The sequence below is a fragment of the Rhizobium sp. YS-1r genome (assembly GCF_000757525.1).
GTDB lineage: Bacteria > Pseudomonadota > Alphaproteobacteria > Rhizobiales > Rhizobiaceae > Neorhizobium > Neorhizobium petrolearium.
In genome coordinates this window covers 441,930-459,501 of record NZ_JPYQ01000056.1, presented here as the reverse complement: position 1 = coordinate 459,501, position 17,572 = coordinate 441,930, and the positions used below count along the sequence as shown (strand labels likewise).

Genomic DNA, 17,572 nt, shown 5'->3' with positions numbered 1-17,572 from the left:
TCGAAGCCTATGTTTGGAGCGAGGCATCGCTGCTATCCGATCTCCCTCCTTGAGGGGGAGATGCCCGGCAGGGCAGAGGGGGGTGCTTAGAATGCTGATCCCGCATAACGAAACGGACGCGGTCTATGTCGTCCGCAATGCCGCGGCTCAGGGCACCAGGCTCGCGCTCTGCGGAGGCAATACCCGGAGCGGATTCGGCAATCCCGTTTCGAGCGATGAGGTGCTGAGCGCCCGGGGACTGTCCGGCATCGTCGATTACGAGCCTGCGGAAATGGTCATGACGGCGAAAGCCGGCACGCCTGTCGCAGAAATCGAGGCGGTGCTCGCGGCAAACAGGCAGATGATGGCATTCGAGCCGATGGATCATCGCGGCATCATGGGCACGACCGGCGAGCCGACGATTGGCGGCGTCTTTGCTGCCAACGTCTCCGGGCCGCGTCGCTTCGTAGCGGGAGCGGCACGCGACAGCCTGCTCGGCATCCGTTTCATCAACGGCAAGGGAGAAGCGATCCGCGCCGGCGGTCGGGTGATGAAGAACGTCACCGGTCTCGACCTGGTGAAGCTGCTCGCCGGCTCGCACGGCACGCTGGGTTTTCTGACCGAGGTAACCTTCCGGGTCCTGCCGGTGCCGCAGGCGGTGGAGACGATCGTCATTTCCGGACTGGACGATGCGGCAGCTGCGAAGGCCATGGCCGCCGCCATAGCGTTGCCGGTCGAGGTTTCGGGTGCGGCGCATCTGCCGCAAACCGTCCGTTATCGATTCATCGGCGGCGCGCTGCCGGAAGGGGAGGCGACCGTGCTGCGCCTCGAAGGGCTTTCTGCCTCCGTTTCCGTGCGTGCGGAAAAGCTCGCCGCCGTCATGGAGGCCTTCGGCCCGATTGCGCGGCTCGGCATGGAGGAAAGTCAGAAGCTCTGGCACGAAATCCGCGACGTCCACCCCTATGCCGACGGTACGCAGAAGCCGCTCTGGCACGTTTCGGTCGCACCATCAGCGGGTCATCAGCTTGTCGCTGCACTCCGGCTGGAAGCGGGCGTCGATGCCTTCTACGACTGGCAGGGAGGGTTGATCTGGATGCGCATGGAGGCCGATCCGGAGGCAGAATTATTGCGTCGTTATATCCGCGCACTTGGCGGCGGCCATGCGACGCTCATGCGCGCTTCCGATGCGGTGCGGGCCGAGACACCGGCCTTCGAGCCGCTGCCGGATGCGGTGGCGGCGCTTTCGGCTCGCGTAAAGCAGAAACTCGATCCGGCCGGTATTTTTAGCGCAGGCAAGATGGGGTGGTAGACCTAATGATCGTTATCCCCTCTCACCCCCCTCTGGCCTGCCGGCCATCTCCCCCACAAGGGGGGAGATCGACTCGGTGTCACGTCTCGTCCATAGCAAACATCGCAGTTGGAGCGATGCCGGCGCGTCCTGCCAGTCTCCCCACCTGTGGGGGAGATGGCCGGCAGGCCAGAGAGGGGCATGCGCCCGCGACCTCGCGAGGAGCCTCCTAATGCAGACCTCCTTCACGCCCGAACAGCTTGCCGATCCGCATGTGGCCGAATCCGAAAAGATCCTGCGCCGCTGCGTGCATTGCGGCTTCTGCACCGCCACCTGTCCCACCTATGTGACGCTTGGCAACGAACTCGACAGCCCGCGCGGGCGCATCTACCTCATCAAGGACATGCTGGAAAACGGCCGGCCCGCCGATCAGGAGGTCGTCACCCATATCGATCGCTGTCTGTCCTGCCTTGCCTGCATGACGACCTGTCCCTCCGGCGTCGATTACATGCATCTGGTCGATCATGCCCGCATCCACATCGAGAACACCTACAGACGCCCGCTGATTGATCGGCTGATCCGCAACCTTCTTGCGGCCGTTCTGCCTTATCCGCAGCGTTTTCGCGCGGCCCTCATCCTCGCGAAGCTCGGTCGCCCGCTTGCGCCGATGCTGAAGCGCGTATCGGCCCTGAAGCCGCTCGGCGCCATGCTGGACCTTGCACCGAAGACTGCAGCGAAGGCTTCCGACGCGACAAGGCGAGGGACCTATCCGGCGCAGGCGGAGAAACGCGGCCGCGTCGCGATCCTGTCCGGCTGCGCCCAGCCGGTGCTCGATCCCGGCATCAATGATGCGACGCTGCGGCTGCTGGCCCGGCTTGGCATCGACGTCGTAGTGCCGGAGGGGGAAGGCTGCTGCGGCGCACTGGTGCATCATATGGGCCGGGAAAATGAGGCGCTCGATTTCGCCCGCCGCAATGTCGATGTCTGGACCCGCGAGATCGATAGGGGTGGACTCGACGCCGTCATCATCACCGCATCGGGCTGCGGCACGACGATCAAGGATTACGGTCATATGCTGCGCCTCGATTCAGCCTATGCCGAAAAGGCGGCAAGGGTGTCGGCGCTTGCAAAGGACATCACCGAATATCTCGCGACACTCGATCTGCCGAAGCTGGAGCCGAAGCGGCTCAACGTTGCCTATCACTCGGCCTGTTCGATGCAGCACGGCCAGAAGATCACGGCTCTTCCGAAGAACCTCCTGAAGGCGGCCGGCTTCACTGTTCGCGATCCGGCGGAAGGGCATCTCTGCTGCGGTTCGGCCGGCACGTATAACATCCTGCAGTCGGAGATATCGGCGCAGTTGAAGGCGCGCAAGGTGAGAAACATCGAGGCCACCAAACCCGATGTTATCGCCACCGGCAATATCGGCTGCATCACCCAGATCGCCACCGGCACGGAAATCCCGATCCTTCACACGGTCGAGCTGCTCGATTGGGCCTATGGCGGCCCCAGGCCGGAAAAGCTGCCGACGAAATAAAGTCCGTTCAAATAAAAAAAGCCGGCAACTTCGCCGGCTTTCTGGTTCGCAGGTCTCAGGCCTCAGAACTTGTAGGACACGCCGAAGTTGATCGCGTGGGTGAGGATATTGGTCTGCAGCGAAGCGCCGCTGTCGATATCCACGTCGATCCAGGAATAGTTGCCCTTGTATTCGGCAAAGGCCGACCAATTCTCGGTGAACTGGTAGCGGACGCCGGCCTGGGCCTGGATGGTCGCGCCGCCGAATTGGTAGTCGAATGTACGGCCGCTTGCGCGGGTGACTTCCACATGCGGAACGTTGATACCGACGCCCGCGCCGACATAGGGCGTCCACTTGCTGCCCTCGATCGGGAACTTGTAGAGCGCGTTCAGCGTCAGAAGGTTGAGGCCGTCAGTGAATTCGAAAACGGTCCAGCCGCCGGACTTGGTAAATGTCTCGTCGTCTGCATAGACCTTGGCATGAGTATAGTCGAGCGAGACGCCCCAGTTCGAGAGCGCGCCGCCTTCGAACCAGTAGGTGCCGCGGATACCCCAATAGGGCGGCATGTTGAACGGCTTCGTATCCCAGCCGGCCGTGAAGTCGGCCTGGTCGGAGACATCGACGTCAGAGTGAGGCGAGAACTGATAGCCGCCGTAGGCGGAGATTTCCCATCCGCCGCTGCTTGTCTGAACCGGAGCGACATACGGTGCTTCGGCGACTGCAGGGTCAGCCGCATGAGCCGGTGCGAAAGCAGCGACCGCGGTCAGAGCCGTGGAAACCAGGGAAAGCGAAAGAAGTTTGCGCATGAATCGGCCTGCAGAAATTGATTTTCGAGGCGCACTCTAGCGGCGGACGGCTCGCTGGTCTGTGCCTTTTTTGCACCAGTTCTTCACGAAGCTAGACGGGTCATGGTTAACGAAGCCTAAAACAATGGAAAAGGGCAGTTTTTCTGCCCTTTTCTGATGATTGCGACAAGTTGTCAGCCGCCGAAAATCGTGCCGAAGATATCGATGCCGCGGTCCTTGTAGTCGACATTGCCGTGGCGGTTGCCGGGGCCGATGACGATGACCCTGGTGCCGATGTCGGCGCGGGCATAGAGATGCTCCACGTCCTTGTTCATCATGCGGATGCAGCCCGACGACATGTTGAGGCCGATCGTCCATGGCTGGTTGGTGCCGTGGATGCGGAAGATGGTGTCGCGACCGCCTTTGTAGAGATAGAGCGCGCGGGCGCCGAGCGGGTTGTCGATACCGCCTTCCTGCACGGCGGGCAGGATGCGACCGGCACGACGCTCGCGGGCACGCATTTCCGCCGGCGGCGTCCAGGAGGGCCATTCCGCCTTGCGGCCGACGTTCACGACCCCCGACCAGCCGAAGCCGTCGCGGCCAACGCCGATGCCGTAGCGGGTCGCGCGATTGGGACCCTCGATATAATAAAGGAACTTGTTGTTGGTATCGACGATGATCGTGCCGGGCCTTTCCGTCGTCGAGAAGCGCACCACGCGGCGCTTGTATTTTTCCGGCAGTTCCTTGCGCTGCGCCACCAGGGTGACGTCGCTTGCCGGGCGTTCGGCATGCCGTGCGGCGGGCCCGATCGCGCTTGCATTCTGAGCGGTGAAAAAAATCGCGCCGGCCATCCCCATGGCCATTGCGAGGATCCTGCCTCTCCTCATTCCCTCGTCCTCTTCAATTTCAGGATCAGCGAGGCTAGCCGACTCCATCGCCAAAGCAAGATGTCGCAGGCCGGATAAAGAAGATGTGATGGCCAGAAGGCGGCAGGACTGTGTCCTCCCCGCCTCACTTTCCGCCGTTCAGGAGGTTACATCACGATGACCTTGGTGCCGACGTTGACGCGCTCGTAGAGGTCGACAACGTCCTCGTTGCGCATGCGGATGCAGCCGGAAGAAACCGCGCTGCCGATCGTCCAGGGGGCATTGGTGCCGTGGATGCGGTAAAGGGTCGAGCCGAGATACATGGCGCGCGCGCCGAGCGGGTTTTCCGGCCCGCCGTCCATGCGCGCCGGCAGGTAATGGCCCTTGGCGGCCTCGCGCTGGATCATCTCCTTCGGCGGCGTCCAGTTCGGCCATTCGGCCTTCCGTGTGATTCTGTGCGCGCCGGCCCATTCGAACCCTGGCTTACCGACACCGACGCCGTAGCGGCGGGCCTGGCCGTTGCCTGTCACGAGGTAGAGGAAGCGGTTATTGGTGTCGATGACGATCGTGCCGGGCTTCTCTCCGGTCTCGTAGGCGACCATTTGCGGCAGGAATTGCGGTTCGATCCGGCCGCGGATCGGTTGCGGCCGCATGGCGACCGGTTGCGCGCGACCCTGGTCGAAGATGCCGCGTCGCTGCACAGTTCGCGCTTCGCGCTGCCGGTAGATGACGCGCGGCTGGGCCGCCTGGCGCGGATAGACGACTGGCCGGGCATTCGGCCCCGCAAGCTGCATCACCCATGGGGCCGCGAGATCGGGGCTGACGATGACGGGCGGGCGCTCGCGATATCGGTCGTTTGCGAAGGCATTGCCGCACAGGGCGGCTGCAAGGCCGAAGGCCAGGAACAGGGTTTTCTTCATGATCGGGTCCACGCGTTACAAATCACCGACCGGGCGAATCTTTTGAAAAAAGAATACCCGCGTTGGCGCTCATGGTGGGCGCGAGGTGAAAGCGAATGGTAAACGGGTGGCGCACCGAAACGCACGCAGCCCATAAACCTTTTGGCAGGGTTACCGGCCGGTTTGGAAACATGGTTGACCAGTGCTAAAGCGATGACAAAAGCGGTTAACGGCAGGGAATCGGGAATGGAAAAGGCGGGAATCATCATCGGCGACGACGGCAGGGGCCGCTGTTTCTGGCATGGCGGGTTGGAGGACTACCGCCGTTATCATGACGAGGAATGGGGTCGTCCGGTCACCGACGATTTCCGACTGTTCGAGAAGATCTGCCTGGAGGGTTTCCAATCCGGCTTATCCTGGCTGACCATCCTGAGGAAGCGCGAGAATTTCCGCGCCGCCTTTGCCGGCTTTGACTTCGAGAAAGTGGCGCGCTTCGGCGAGGAAGATGTTGCCCGGCTGCTTGCCGATACCGGCATCGTCCGCCACCGCGGCAAGATCGTCTCGACTATCAACAACGCGGCCCGCGCCATCGAACTCAGGCACGAGTTCGGATCGCTTGCAAAATACTTCTGGGGTTTCGAGCCGGGCTCCCACGAGCGGCCCGAGGCGATGGATCTCGAGACGCTGCGCGCCAACCCCACCACGCCGGTTTCCGTAAAACTGTCGAAAGCCCTGAAGAAGCGCGGCTGGACCTTCGTCGGTCCGACGACAGTCTACGCCTTCATGCAGGCCATGGGCCTCGTGAATGACCATCTCGACGGCTGTTTTTGTCAGCGCGAGGTCGAGGACCTGCGGCTGAAGTTCAAGCGCCCGTGATTTTGGCGAGTATCGCCGAAAGCTCGCCGAGATGTTCGATCTGGCGGAAGCGCGGCGCTTCGGCCGGCGCGTCCACATGCTCCAGGGCCCATGTCAGCGCATGCGGCACGAAGACGCCATAGGAGCCGGCGGCGATCGCCGGCACGATGTCTGACTTCAGCGAATTGCCGACCATCATCGCCCGTTCCGGCCCGTCCGCCACTTTCGAGAAGATGCGGCGATAGGTCGTGGCGTTCTTGTCGCTGACGATCTCCACCGCATCGAAGAAATCGCCGAGGCCGGATTGGGCGAGCTTGCGCTCCTGGTCGAAAAGGTCGCCCTTGGTGATCAGCACCAGAAGGTATTCGCCGTTCAGCGCCTCAAGCGTTTCTTCCACATGCGGCAGGGTCTCGACGGGATGGCTGAGGAGGCCGCGGCCGATATCGAGGATTTCGCCGATCGTCCGGGTCGGCACCTTGCCGTCGGTGATCTCGATCGCCGTCTCGATCATCGACAAGGTGAAACCCTTGATGCCGAATCCGTATTGGGCGAGGTTGCGTTTTTCCGCCTCGAGCAGACGCTCGGAAATATGCGGCCCCTCGGCGAAATCGCCGAGCAGCTTCTGGAAATGCTCTTCCGTCAGCCGGTAATATTGTTCGTTCTGCCAGAGCGTATCGTCGGCATCGAAGCCGATCGCGGTAATCGGGCGCATGGGTCCATTGCCTCCATGCGTTGATATGGCGAAAAAGAAGACGCCGGGCAAGCGGTTCGGCGTGCCCGGCGCGGTGTTGTTAAGCGTTGTTACTTGCCGTGTGCTTTCAGCCAGGCCTGCATTTCGGCGATTTCCGCCTCCTGCGCCTTGATGACCGCTTCGGCGAGCTTGCGGATTTCCGGATCCTTGCCGTATTCGAGCTCGACCCTTGCCATGTCGATCGCGCCCTGGTGATGCGGGATCATGCTGCGCACGAAATCGACATCCGCATCGCCCGAATATTCCACCGCCATGTCCTGGTGCATCTTCTCGTTGGCGGCCGTGTAGCCCTTGGTGGCGGGCGTTTCGGCAGCCGTGCCGGAATTCGCCATGGGCATGTTCTTCATGTTGGAGTGGTCCATCATCTGCTGGGCTGCGAGCGGACTTGAGACCAGAACCGCAAGAGCGGCGGCGATGAATATGGTTTTCTGAGACATGGTATTTCCTTTCCCGTGTCCGATGGAAATTGAAGATGAAGTGATCCGATATTCGATCAGGCGCGGGGAGGGGGTGTCAGCGGCGCGGGAACAGGCGAGACGAGTGCCTGTTCGACGGCCGGCGCGGGATAGGCATGGATGATACGGCCGGCATCGCCGGTCGCGACATTCGGCAGGAGCGTCACGCATACGGCGCAGAAGGGTGCCGCGCAGGCCTTTGCGCCATGCGGGCAGGGTTGCTTGGTGTCGCCGTGCATATGGGCGGTTTGGGAAGTTTCAATCGTCCTGCCGTGCTCGTGCTGGCCATGGCCGCGATGTTGCGAATGGTCATGCACGATCGGAGGAGGTTGCTTTCCCGATACGAGCACCGAAGACGTCGCCATGGCGGGCATGGCCCCGTAGAGGAGCCAGGCGAAGAACATGAAAACGGCGGCGATACGCGACATGGGCTTAGATCTAAGATGGCCGGCATGGAAATCAACCATGTGAAGATCACGCTATGATGATGACCGGGCGATGACCTCATGGATCGCCTGGCAATCGCGGCTGAGCTCGCCGTAAGGCGCGACCGGCCAGATCCATTTCCGTTTCGCGATCGGCGCCGGCAAGCCGCAGAGCAGGTCGGCCTCTTCGCGCACGATTTCTTTGCGATCGGTGACGCGATAGTTGGTGTCGGTCAGGAGCACTGTCCGGCAGGGCAGGGTGGTCAGGCCATCGAGATGGGCGAGGATCAATGCTCTCACGATTTCATCTTTGCCCGGCCGTTTTTCCCTCTCCAGCCGCCGTTTCGCCCCGACCCCGATCTGTGACAGGATGTTTGCCGAGACGACAAGGTCGAGATACGGCACTTGCCGGAGGAACGCGAGCGGCTCGACGGGCTTGCCTGCAACGGCATCCTCGAACCCCGAGAGATCGCGGGAAATCAGCCGGGCATTCCGGAAACGCCCGGCTTTCAGCCACATCCTGACGCTCGCCAGATGCACGAGGTCGACCAGCACGATCGTGTCGAATTGTTTCGACAATTCTTTGATCGGCACGTCCCGCAACAGGCCCGAGCCGAGCACGACAGCGGTGCGCTTCTGCTTCATGCCGTCTGTCGTTTCCCGAATGAAGGCCTTGCAGTTCTCCTCATGCGGCGCCCAGGCTTTCGCGCATCGCCCGGCCCGCGACCACAGGCTGACGGAGGATCGGATGAAGGGACGAAACGCTTTCGGCGTGACCGCATGGGTCGCGGCATATTGAACAGCTTCGAGGAGCATAAGTCAGCGATAGACTTCGCGCCGATGACCGATCTCGATCACCAGCACGACGAGCCGCTGATCCTGGATTTCGCAGATGATGCGATAGTCGCCGACGCGGTAGCGCCAGTACCCGCCAAGGACGTGCCCTTTCAGCGCCGCGCCAAGTTCTCTGGGATTTTCGTGTGTCGCGACACGCTCTTCAAGAAATGAGATAATGCGCGCTGCATCGTGGTGGGCGAGATGCTTTAGTTGCTTCCGCGCGCTATCCCGTAACTCAATCGTCCAGGCCAAGTTCGCGCTTCACTTCTTCCAGTGTATAGGTCCGCTCGCCGTTGCGAATCCGCTCCATTGCGGCTTCCGCAAGCGCAATGTCATGCAGATCTTCGAGATGCTGTTCCAGCACGTCGCGCATATAGGTATCCGGCTCGGCACCGGCTTCCGCGGCGTATTCGGCGATCAGCTTGTGCATTTCGTCCGGCATTTCGATCGTGACGCGTTTGTTCATGGCCTTTGCCCTTTCATGCCGGAATATATAGCATTCTCCCGAACACTTCGCCACCCATCGCCCTTGCCGCTCCCGCCTCTATCCTCTAAGAAACCGCTCACAAATCCGGCCTTTGCGGCCGACGGCAATGGAATTTCGATCATGAGCGACAAGAGACAAAAACCGCAGAAACTCAAAGCCCGCCTGCCGCGCGGCTTCGTCGATCGCACCAGTGCCGATATCCATGCCACCAACGAGATGATCGAGAAGATCCGCGAGGTCTACGAGCGCTACGGTTTCGACCCGGTCGAGACGCCGATGTTCGAATATACCGATGCGCTCGGAAAATTCCTGCCGGATGCCGACCGCCCGAACGAAGGCGTGTTCTCGCTGCAGGACGACGACGATCAGTGGATGAGCCTGCGCTACGACCTGACAGCGCCGCTCGCCCGCCATGTCGCGGAGAATTTCAACGAGATCCAGCTTCCTTACCGCACCTATCGCGCCGGCTACGTCTTCCGCAACGAGAAGCCGGGTCCCGGCCGTTTCCGCCAGTTCATGCAGTTCGATGCCGACACCGTCGGCGCGGCGGGCGTCCAGGCAGATGCCGAAATGTGCATGATGATGGCCGACACCATGGAAGCGCTGGGCATCAAGCGCGGCGATTACGTGATCCGTGTCAACAACCGCAAGGTTCTGGATGGCGTCATGGAGGCGATCGGAGTTGACGATCCCACGCAGAAACTCGCTGTTCTTCGTGCTCTCGATAAGCACGATAAATTCGGAACCGAGGGGGTTCTCCTCCTTCTTGGGGATGGACGTACAGATGAAAGTGGCGACCGTACCAAGGGGGCGGGGCTAAATTCCGAGCAGATCAAACTAATCATTCCATTTCTGGCCGGATCAACCATGGTCCCCGCTGATCAATCTCGGAGTCGCGTTCGACCTCTAGTAGGACGGCCCTCAAAGGAAGACAGCATTCTGTGGGTCGACAATTCTTGGAATTCGATTGAAGCTGCTCGGTTGATCGTAGGTGCGACGCCAAGCGGAGCTGCTGGAATTGAAGAGCTTGAATTGATGCTCAATCTGTTTGAGCAATCGGGCTATGGCCCTGATCGTATCGCGATAAATACCACTATTATCCGCGGCCTCGAATACTACACCGGCCCGGTTTTTGAAGCCGAGCTCACCTTCGACGTTACCAACGAGAAGGGCGAAGAAGTCGTGTTCGGCTCCGTCGGCGGCGGCGGGCGGTATGACGGGCTTGTCTCGCGCTTCATGGGCCAGCCGGTTCCGGCGACGGGCTTTTCGATCGGTGTCTCGCGCCTGATGACGGCGCTGAAGAACCTCGGCAAGCTCGGCCGGGACGAGGCGGTCGCCCCGGTTCTGGTCACCGTCATGGACGGCGATGTGGAAAGCATGGGCCGCTACCAGCGCTTCACGCAGGACCTGCGCAATGCCGGCATCCGTGCCGAAATGTACCAGGGCAACTGGAAGAAGTTCGGCATCCAGCTGAAATATGCCGACCGCCGCGGCTGCCCGATCGCCCTCATCCAGGGTGGCGATGAGCGCGCTGAGGGTGTGGTGCAGATCAAGGACCTGATTGAGGGCAAGCGCCTTTCCGGCGAGATCGAGGACAATGCGGCCTGGCGCGAGGCGCGGGTGGCCCAGGAAACCGTTCCCGAGGCGGAACTGGTCGCCAAGGTGAAGGAGATTCTGGCCGCCCAGGCCGAGGATCGCAGAAGGGCGAAGGATGCGTGAGTGTTACCCCCCTCTGCCCTGCCGGGCATCTCCCCCTCAAGGGGGGAGATCGGCTGGTGGCCCTCTCGTCGCCTTCAATCTGACGTCTCCTTCCCCGCAGCCGCCCCTCGGAAACGACGGTCGTGCCGCTTGTGATCTCCCCACCCGAGGGGGAGATGTCCGGCAGGACAGAGGGGGGAGTCGTGGCACAGTGGGAGCAATCCCATGCCCCTGATCGACATGCCGGAGTTTTCCGGCGATCTCCTCGCCGAATTCGCCGCTCGCCGCACCGAGCGGGTGAACACGCCGGTCATCCAGCCGGCCGAGCCTTTTCTCGACATGGCCGGCGAGGACTTGCGCCGCCGCATCTTCTTGACCGAGAGCGAGACGGGCGCGAACCTCTGCCTGCGACCGGAATTCACCATTCCCGTCTGCCTTCGCCATATCGAGACGGCCACCGGCACGCCGAAGCGTTATTCCTATCTCGGCGAGGTGTTCCGTCAGCGCCGCGAAGGCGCCTATGAATTCTACCAGGCCGGCATTGAAGACCTCGGCGACAAGGACATCGCCAGCGCCGATGCCCGCGTCATCGGGGACGCGATCGGCATCTTGAAGGCGCTGCTGCCCGGCCGCAAACTCGGGGTGACGCTGGGCGACCAGGCGGTATTCGAGGCGGTGGTGAACGCGCTCGGCCTGCCGTTCGGCTGGCAGCGGCGGCTGATCCATGCCTTCGGCGACATGGCGCATCTCGAAGCGCTGTTGGAACGGCTTGCCCGGCCGCAGCCGGTCACCGGTCTCGATCCCGAGATCGCCGGGCTCCTGGCCTCCGGCAACGAGGCGGAACTGGTGTCGCGCATCGATCGCACCATGCAGGAGACCGGCTATTCCACCAATGCCAGCCGCTCGCCGGCCGAGATCGCAAGGCGGCTCAAGGAAAAGCTGGAACTCGCCGAGACGCGGCTCGACGGCACAGCGCTGCTGCTGCTGCGTGAATTCCTGACGCTTCAGCTTCCGCTCGCGGAGGCGCCGGCGGCGCTTGCCGGCTTCGCCGATGCCGCCGATCTGAAACTCGGGCCGGCGGCAGCACTTTTCGACGCGCGTCTGGCGGCGCTTGCCAATGCCGGTGCGGACCTTTCGGCCATGACCTATCGTGCCGCCTTCGGCCGCCCGCTCGACTATTACACTGGCCTCGTCTTCGAGGTGACGGAAGAAGGCTCGCCTGCCGTTCTGGCCGGCGGCGGCCGCTTCGACCGGCTGCTGACCCTGCTCGGGGCGAAGGATCATATTCCGGCCGTCGGTTTCTCGCTCTGGCTCGATCGAATTGAAGCGGCGAGGGGTGCCGCGGCGGGCCGAAAAGTGGAGGCCGGTTTTCGGGCGGACCCGCCGCGCGAAGAAAAGAGCGTTCAATGAGCGTCATTACGATTGCCCTGCCGTCCAAGGGCCGCATCAAGGAAGACACCGCCGCGATTTTCGAACGCGCCGGGCTTGCGATTTCCGCCGTCGGCAACGACCGCTCCTATCGCGGCCGCATTGAAGGAATGGACGGCGTCGAGATCGCCTACCTGTCGGCCTCCGAGATTGCACGGGAACTCGCAAGCGGCGCGGTGGATTTCGGCGTGACCGGCGAAGATCTTGTGCGTGAGGGCATGGCAGGCGCCGACGGACGCGTCGAGTTCTGCGCTCGCCTGGGCTTCGGCCAGGCGGATGTCGTGGTCGCCGTGCCGGAAATCTGGCTCGACGTGGAGACCATGGCCGATCTCGGCGACGTGGCCGCGGATTTCCGCGCCCGCCATGGCCGCCGGTTGCAGATCGCCACGAAATACAGGCGGCTCACGCAGCAGTTCTTTTCAAGCCAGCATGGCATCCAGCTCTACCGCATCGTGGAAAGCCTCGGCGCCACGGAAGGCGCGCCGGCGGCTGGCCAGGCGGATATCATCGTCGATATTACCTCGACGGGCTCGACGCTTCGGGCGAACCATCTGAAGATCCTGTCGGATGGGGTGATCCTGAAATCCGAGGCCTGCCTGGTGAGAGCCCGCAAGCCGGATCACGAGGATGATCCGCGAGTGGCGCAGATCGTGGAGGCGGTCCGCGGCGTGCTTTAAAGTTTCAACGGGGAGGAAGATGCATGCACATCACCGGCGGATGCCATTGCGGCTATGTGACCTATGAGGCCGAGCTCGATCCGCAGCGGGTCGCCATCTGCCACTGTACCGATTGCCAGAAACTTACCGGCTCGCCTTTTCGAGTGACGGCGGTCGTTCCGGAAAGCGATTTGAAGCTCACCGGCGAGCCGCCGAAGCAATACCGAAAGACGGCCGAAAGCGGGCGCGGCCGGCTCCAGTATTTCTGCCCGGAATGTGGCTCGCAGCTCTTCGTCAACGGCGAGGGGGAGGCTTCGAAGATCTGGGGCATCCGCTGGGGCAGCATCGACCAACGGATGGAGCTGAAACCGCAGCGGCAGGTCTGGTGCCGCTCCTCGCCGGCCTGGCTTTCGCAGATCGGCGAATTGCCGGCCCGTGAAAAGGATTAGAGACAAGAAATCCGCCGGACGCGAGGTCCGGCGGATCAGTCCAGGGCAGGGAATGCTGGCAAGTTAAGCGGTAATTGCGACCGAACCGCGGCGGGCGTCGATCGAGTAGGCGCCGGCGCCGGCGGCGGCGAGAGCCAGGAAGCCGCCTGCAAGCGAGACGTTCTTCCAGAAGATCAGGCCATTGAAGACAGTCAGCAGGCCGTTCGCTTCCGGCGTGAAGCCGGGAATGTTGATCGCGCCGTTATGGAAGACGAAGGCGGTGAACAGGCAGAAAAGGGCAAGCAGGATAGCGGCGATCTTGGTCTGGAAACCGGTGAGGACGGCAAGACCGGCCACCAACTCGAAGAGGCCGGCGACATAGGCGAGCAACGCGGCCGCGGGAATGCCGGCGCCGGTGATCATGCCGGCGGTGCCAGAGGGGTCGATGAGCTTCTGGAAGCCGGACGTGATGAACATGATCGCCAGCAGGACGCGGGCGGCGAGAAGCAGGGAATTGTTGGTAGTGGCGGTGGAAGACATTTGGAAGCTCCGGTTCAGTGCCTGTGTCTCGACAGGCGGTTGAATTTCTCTGCCTGCATATTTGCCCGTTTTAATCCGTATTCGGAAGATGAACAATCGTGGACGGTTTGTTGCCGATTTGTGAACGCGGAGGACGCAGTCCGGCGCGCACGTTTTCGTCATGTCAAAGCCGGGGAGGCCTTGAAGGAGTTTATATCTCCTCGATCCGCCGCGCGTTCTCCGGCAGGACGGAAAGTTCGCGCCAGTCGATTTCCTCCAGGAGAAGATTGTATTCGTCGACATTGAGATGGCCGGCCGCGCGAAGTCCTTCGAGCGCCTCCCGCTGGGCGACGATGGCATCGAGCGCCAGCCGGCGATAGGTTTCGAGCGACGTCGCGGACACGGCCTCCTGCTCCAGGCGGAATTTTGCGCGCAGCAGTTCCGCTTCGTCCTCCACTGCTCCGTCGAGTCTCGAGAACCCTGCAAACGCTATTTCGCTGCGACGGGCAGCGAGTTCGCCAAGCCCTTTCTGGCGGCGGTCGAGACCGAGCCATCTGATGATCGGCGCAAGCGTCAGCCCCTGGACGACCAGCGTGGCAAGTACGACGGCGAAGGCCGTCAGGACGACAATATCGCGTTCGGGGAATGAGGCCGGCAAGGCGAAGGCCGTCGCAAGTGTCACAAGTCCGCGCATGCCGCACCAGCTGGCAAGCAGCGCCTGTTTGACGGAGGCTGGTTCCGGTACGCCGCGGCGGCGCGCACGCCAGGCCTGCAGGCGGTTGAAGCCCACATAGACCACGAAACGCACCAGGATGACGATGACGACGGTAATCAGAGCAAAACGGATCGCCTCTCCGAGACGGTCTGCTGACATTCCTCCGACGATATCGCGAACCTGCATGCCCATCAGAAGAAAGGCCATCACGTTCAGCACGAAGACAACGGCGCTCCAGACCGCATAGGACTGCACCCGCATCCGCACCGAGGTCGGCGTCCTGTTGCTGTACGCCAGCGTCATCGCGAAGGCGACGATGGCGAGCACGGCCGAAAGACCGAGACGTTCGGCGATGACCCACAGGAGGAAGGTCTGCACGAACTGCAGGAGGTTTCCGCCAAGCGTGCCGGAGACGAAGCGCGCCAGGTGCCGGACCAGCGTTGCGGCTATGATTCCGAGCAGGATGCCGCCGGGAACGGCAATCGTGAGGTGCAAGGCGATGGGCATGTCGAGGCCGCCCGCCGACTGGATGGCGAGCGCGGCGTCGAAGATCAGGAGTGCTGCGGCGTCGTTGAAGAGGCTTTCGCCGCGCAGGACCGTATCCGTGCTGCGGGGGATCGACATGGCAGACAGTACCGCGGTCGCCGCCGCCGCGTCGGGCGGCGCGACGATCGCGCCCAGCACCAGCGCTGCGGCGAGCGGCAGGCCGGCGAAAGCCCAGCCAAAGAATGCGACTGCCGCCGCCGTCACAACGACGCCACCCACGGCGAAGACGACGAGCGGCAGCCAGAAGCGGCGCGCGACGCCCACCGGAAAATCGAAAGCGGCATCGAACAGCGCCGGTGCGATGAACAGGGCGAGTGCCGTGGCCGGGTCGAGGGAAATGTATGGCGTGCCGGGAACCAGCGCGACGGCCGCGCCCGCCAGGGCGAGCATGGAAGGATAGGGCACGGAGAGGCGGCGCGAAACCTGCAGCAGCACGATCGCGACCAGCACCAGAAGGAGTAGGCTTTCAAAGAAACTCATGGGTGCGACTGTAATTGCGGCGCGGGCAGCTGTCAGCGGCCTTGCATCTTTGCTCTAGCCGGGATTGCGTGAGATGCTTCCCTTGGGAAACAGTGCGCCACCTCTGTCAACCTTGAGCCCGGCCAATTCCAGGGCTTCTGCGCCCCGCAATGGCCCGCCCAGTTTATAGCGCAGTTTTTCGCTCGTCTCCGGCAGCAGGGAGCTGAGGCAATCGGCGATCGCCTGCAGTGACGCCGCCAAATTAAACAGGCAGTTGCGCAACCTGATCGCCGGTTCGGAACCTTCGGCTTTGGCCAGAGCCCAGGGTTGCTGTTCCGCGACATAGCGATTTGTCGATGCGACGAACGACCACACGGCATCCAGGGCCTCATCGAATGTGTAGGCCTCGATGGAGCCGGCGACGATTTTCCTGAGGTCGGCCGCCTGATGAAGCAGGTCGTCCCCTCTGATGTCGGTGCCTTCGGGAGCCGGTATGATGCCGCCGCAATAGCGGTCGATCATGCTGAGAGCGCGGTGCACGAGATTGCCGAGCTGATCCGCAAGTTCGGAGTCATGCGCCTGCCGGAAGCGCTCATGGGAAAAATCACCGTCGCCCGTAGGGCGGATATGCCGCAAAAGATAGTAACGCAAGGCATCTGTGCCGAGTTCACCGGCCAATGGAACGGGATCGATCGCGTTGCCGGCCGATTTGCCGATCTTCCGGCCGTCCACTGTCACATAACCGTGGACGAAGATGCGCGTGGGCGGGATGATGCCCGCCGAAAGAAGAATGGCCGGCCAATAGATGGCATGGAACCGGGTGATCCCCTTGCCGATCACGTGTTCCCGGGAATCGCTCTCAAGCCAGAAGCGGCGGAACAGGGCTTCGTCCGTCCCATAGCCGAGGGCCGTGATGTAGTTGGCAAGCGCATCGAACCAGACATAAATCACCTGGCCTGGATCGTTCGGCACGGGAATGCCCCATCCGCGTGCACGGATTGCGCTGCGCGAAATGCTGAAATCTTCAAGGCCTCCCCTGATCCAGGCCAGGACCTCATTGCGCCGTGATTCCGGCACCACGTCGATCTCGCGACGTTCATACAATCTGCGCAGCGTCTCCTCGTAGCGCGAGAGGCGGAAGAACCAGTTTTCTTCTTCCACGAAGTCCGGGACAGTGCCGTGTTCAGGGCATTTGCCGTCGGCGAGTTCTTCGGCCTTGTAGAATTGTTCGCAGCCATTGCAGTAAAGGCCGCGATAGGCACGCTTGTAGATGTCGCCGCTCCTGAAACATGCCGCCCAGAGCTTGCGGGCGCCGGGTGCATGGCGTGGATCGCTGCTGGTCCGGATAAAGTCGTCATAGGAGAGGTTCAAACCTTGCTGAAGAGCGCGAAAGTGATCGGAATTGCGCTCGACGAGCGTTTCGACGGGCAGCCCGGCGGCTTCGGCAGCCTGAACGTTCTTGATGCTGTTCTCGTCGGTACCGGCCAGGAAGCGCGTATCGGCGCCCGCGGAGCGGTGGGATCGGGCGATGACGTCGGCCTGAACGACCTCCAGCGCGAAGCCGATATGGGGCCGGGCGTTCACATAGGGAATCGCCGTCGTGACGTAGCGATGAGATGGGTTGATGGAATGAGCATTCGCGGGCATCGGGAGACCTCTCGGGTTTGAGAACGAGGCGGTCCCTGAAGACAAAAAAGCCGCCCCGGGTGGAAGCGACTTGGATGTTTGTTTATCCGCGTGGATTACATGCCAAGACCTGCCGCTTCCGATTTGGAAAGCGGCATCATCATGCAGATGCTGACGATCGAGGCGCTGCTGGTCATGAATTCCAATTATCCTCCTGGAGGTTTCCCGTCAATTGACGAATGTCAGGGAAGCGGAAGTCGATAGCCCGGCGCGCTCGACGCGCAGAGCCGTCTGGAATGATGGCGGCCTCGTTGAGATGAAAAAGGGCGGCCCGAAGACCGCCCTTCCAAGACT

19 protein-coding genes are annotated in these 17,572 nt (G+C 62.2%); 7 read left to right on the top strand and 12 right to left on the bottom strand.

The window, feature by feature from the left end; genetic code table 11:
- Positions 1 to 91: 91 nt before the first annotated feature.
- Together glcE and glcF are read left to right on the top strand one after the other, a co-directional pair.
- Positions 92 to 1,288, top strand: coding sequence for a glycolate oxidase subunit GlcE (gene glcE / locus JL39_RS27815; RefSeq protein ID WP_037158458.1), 1,197 nt, complete (start codon positions 92 to 94; stop codon positions 1,286 to 1,288).
- 211 nt (positions 1,289 to 1,499) lie between these two features.
- On the top strand, positions 1,500 to 2,804 hold the full coding sequence (gene glcF / locus JL39_RS27810) for a glycolate oxidase subunit GlcF (protein ID WP_037158455.1): 1,305 nt from the start codon (positions 1,500 to 1,502) through the stop codon (positions 2,802 to 2,804).
- Between the two features lie 62 nt (positions 2,805 to 2,866).
- Here glcF and JL39_RS27805 read toward each other — a convergent pair whose 3' ends face one another.
- The 3 genes from JL39_RS27805 to JL39_RS27795 all read right to left on the bottom strand — a co-directional run bounded on the left by JL39_RS27805 (position 2,867) and on the right by JL39_RS27795 (position 5,357).
- A complete protein-coding gene (locus tag JL39_RS27805; RefSeq protein ID WP_037158452.1) occupies positions 2,867 to 3,589 on the bottom strand; it encodes an outer membrane beta-barrel protein in 723 nt (240 codons plus the stop codon).
- A 173-nt stretch (positions 3,590 to 3,762) separates the two neighbouring features.
- A complete protein-coding gene (locus JL39_RS27800) occupies positions 3,763 to 4,455 on the bottom strand; it encodes a L,D-transpeptidase (protein ID WP_037158448.1) in 693 nt (230 codons plus the stop codon).
- A gap of 146 nt (positions 4,456 to 4,601) precedes the next feature.
- Positions 4,602 to 5,357, bottom strand: a complete 756-nt coding sequence (locus tag JL39_RS27795) for a L,D-transpeptidase (RefSeq protein ID WP_037159886.1) — start codon at positions 5,355 to 5,357, stop codon at positions 4,602 to 4,604.
- A 222-nt stretch (positions 5,358 to 5,579) separates the two neighbouring features.
- Between JL39_RS27795 and JL39_RS27790 the strand changes: the two genes are divergently transcribed.
- A complete protein-coding gene (locus JL39_RS27790; RefSeq protein ID WP_037158445.1) occupies positions 5,580 to 6,209 on the top strand; it encodes a DNA-3-methyladenine glycosylase I in 630 nt (209 codons plus the stop codon).
- Here the strand turns inward: JL39_RS27790 and JL39_RS27785 are convergent.
- The 6 genes from JL39_RS27785 to JL39_RS27760 all read right to left on the bottom strand — a co-directional run bounded on the left by JL39_RS27785 (position 6,196) and on the right by JL39_RS27760 (position 9,122).
- Entirely contained in the window at positions 6,196 to 6,900 is a 705-nt protein-coding gene (locus tag JL39_RS27785) for an HAD family hydrolase (RefSeq protein ID WP_037158442.1), read from the bottom strand. The two genes, JL39_RS27790 and JL39_RS27785, sit on opposite strands and share 14 nt — an antisense overlap.
- 89 nt (positions 6,901 to 6,989) lie before the next feature.
- A complete protein-coding gene (locus tag JL39_RS27780; RefSeq protein ID WP_037158439.1) occupies positions 6,990 to 7,376 on the bottom strand; it encodes a DUF305 domain-containing protein in 387 nt (128 codons plus the stop codon).
- 56 nt (positions 7,377 to 7,432) lie between these two features.
- Positions 7,433 to 7,822, bottom strand: a complete 390-nt coding sequence (locus JL39_RS27775) for a hypothetical protein (protein ID WP_152601288.1) — start codon at positions 7,820 to 7,822, stop codon at positions 7,433 to 7,435.
- Positions 7,823 to 7,873: 51 nt separating this feature from the next.
- On the bottom strand, positions 7,874 to 8,635 hold the full coding sequence (locus JL39_RS27770) for a hypothetical protein (RefSeq protein ID WP_037158433.1): 762 nt from the start codon (positions 8,633 to 8,635) through the stop codon (positions 7,874 to 7,876).
- Between the two features lie 3 nt (positions 8,636 to 8,638).
- Positions 8,639 to 8,908, bottom strand: coding sequence for a type II toxin-antitoxin system RelE/ParE family toxin (locus JL39_RS27765; protein WP_037158430.1), 270 nt, complete (start codon positions 8,906 to 8,908; stop codon positions 8,639 to 8,641).
- Positions 8,892 to 9,122, bottom strand: coding sequence for a DUF6290 family protein (locus JL39_RS27760; protein WP_037158427.1), 231 nt, complete (start codon positions 9,120 to 9,122; stop codon positions 8,892 to 8,894). Before JL39_RS27760 ends, JL39_RS27765 begins: the two co-directional genes overlap by 17 nt.
- A gap of 141 nt (positions 9,123 to 9,263) precedes the next feature.
- Here JL39_RS27760 and hisS point away from each other — a divergent pair, with 141 nt between their 5' ends.
- The 4 genes from hisS (at position 9,264) to JL39_RS27740 (ending at position 13,374) form a co-directional block, all read left to right on the top strand.
- Positions 9,264 to 10,862 (top strand): histidine--tRNA ligase, encoded by a 1,599-nt coding sequence (gene hisS / locus JL39_RS27755; protein WP_037158424.1) that lies wholly within the window; start codon positions 9,264 to 9,266, stop codon positions 10,860 to 10,862.
- A 204-nt stretch (positions 10,863 to 11,066) separates the two neighbouring features.
- Positions 11,067 to 12,251: an ATP phosphoribosyltransferase regulatory subunit gene (locus JL39_RS27750; RefSeq protein ID WP_037158421.1), complete on the top strand. Its 1,185-nt coding sequence runs from the start codon at positions 11,067 to 11,069 to the stop codon at positions 12,249 to 12,251.
- Entirely contained in the window at positions 12,248 to 12,946 is a 699-nt protein-coding gene (gene hisG, locus JL39_RS27745; protein ID WP_037158418.1) for an ATP phosphoribosyltransferase, read from the top strand. Before JL39_RS27750 ends, hisG begins: the two co-directional genes overlap by 4 nt.
- 23 nt (positions 12,947 to 12,969) lie before the next feature.
- Complete coding sequence (locus JL39_RS27740; RefSeq protein WP_037158415.1) at positions 12,970 to 13,374, top strand: GFA family protein; 405 nt, start codon at positions 12,970 to 12,972, stop codon at positions 13,372 to 13,374.
- Positions 13,375 to 13,437: 63 nt separating this feature from the next.
- On the opposite strand, the gene JL39_RS27735 is transcribed toward JL39_RS27740, so the two are convergent.
- The 3 genes from JL39_RS27735 to metG all read right to left on the bottom strand — a co-directional run bounded on the left by JL39_RS27735 (position 13,438) and on the right by metG (position 17,239).
- Entirely contained in the window at positions 13,438 to 13,893 is a 456-nt protein-coding gene (locus JL39_RS27735; RefSeq protein WP_037158408.1) for a DoxX family protein, read from the bottom strand.
- 190 nt (positions 13,894 to 14,083) lie between these two features.
- Positions 14,084 to 15,613 (bottom strand): cation:proton antiporter, encoded by a 1,530-nt coding sequence (locus JL39_RS27730; RefSeq protein WP_037158407.1) that lies wholly within the window; start codon positions 15,611 to 15,613, stop codon positions 14,084 to 14,086.
- A 54-nt stretch (positions 15,614 to 15,667) separates the two neighbouring features.
- Positions 15,668 to 17,239, bottom strand: a complete 1,572-nt coding sequence (metG, locus tag JL39_RS27725) for a methionine--tRNA ligase (RefSeq protein ID WP_052183151.1) — start codon at positions 17,237 to 17,239, stop codon at positions 15,668 to 15,670.
- Between the last annotated feature and the right edge of the window lie 333 nt (positions 17,240 to 17,572).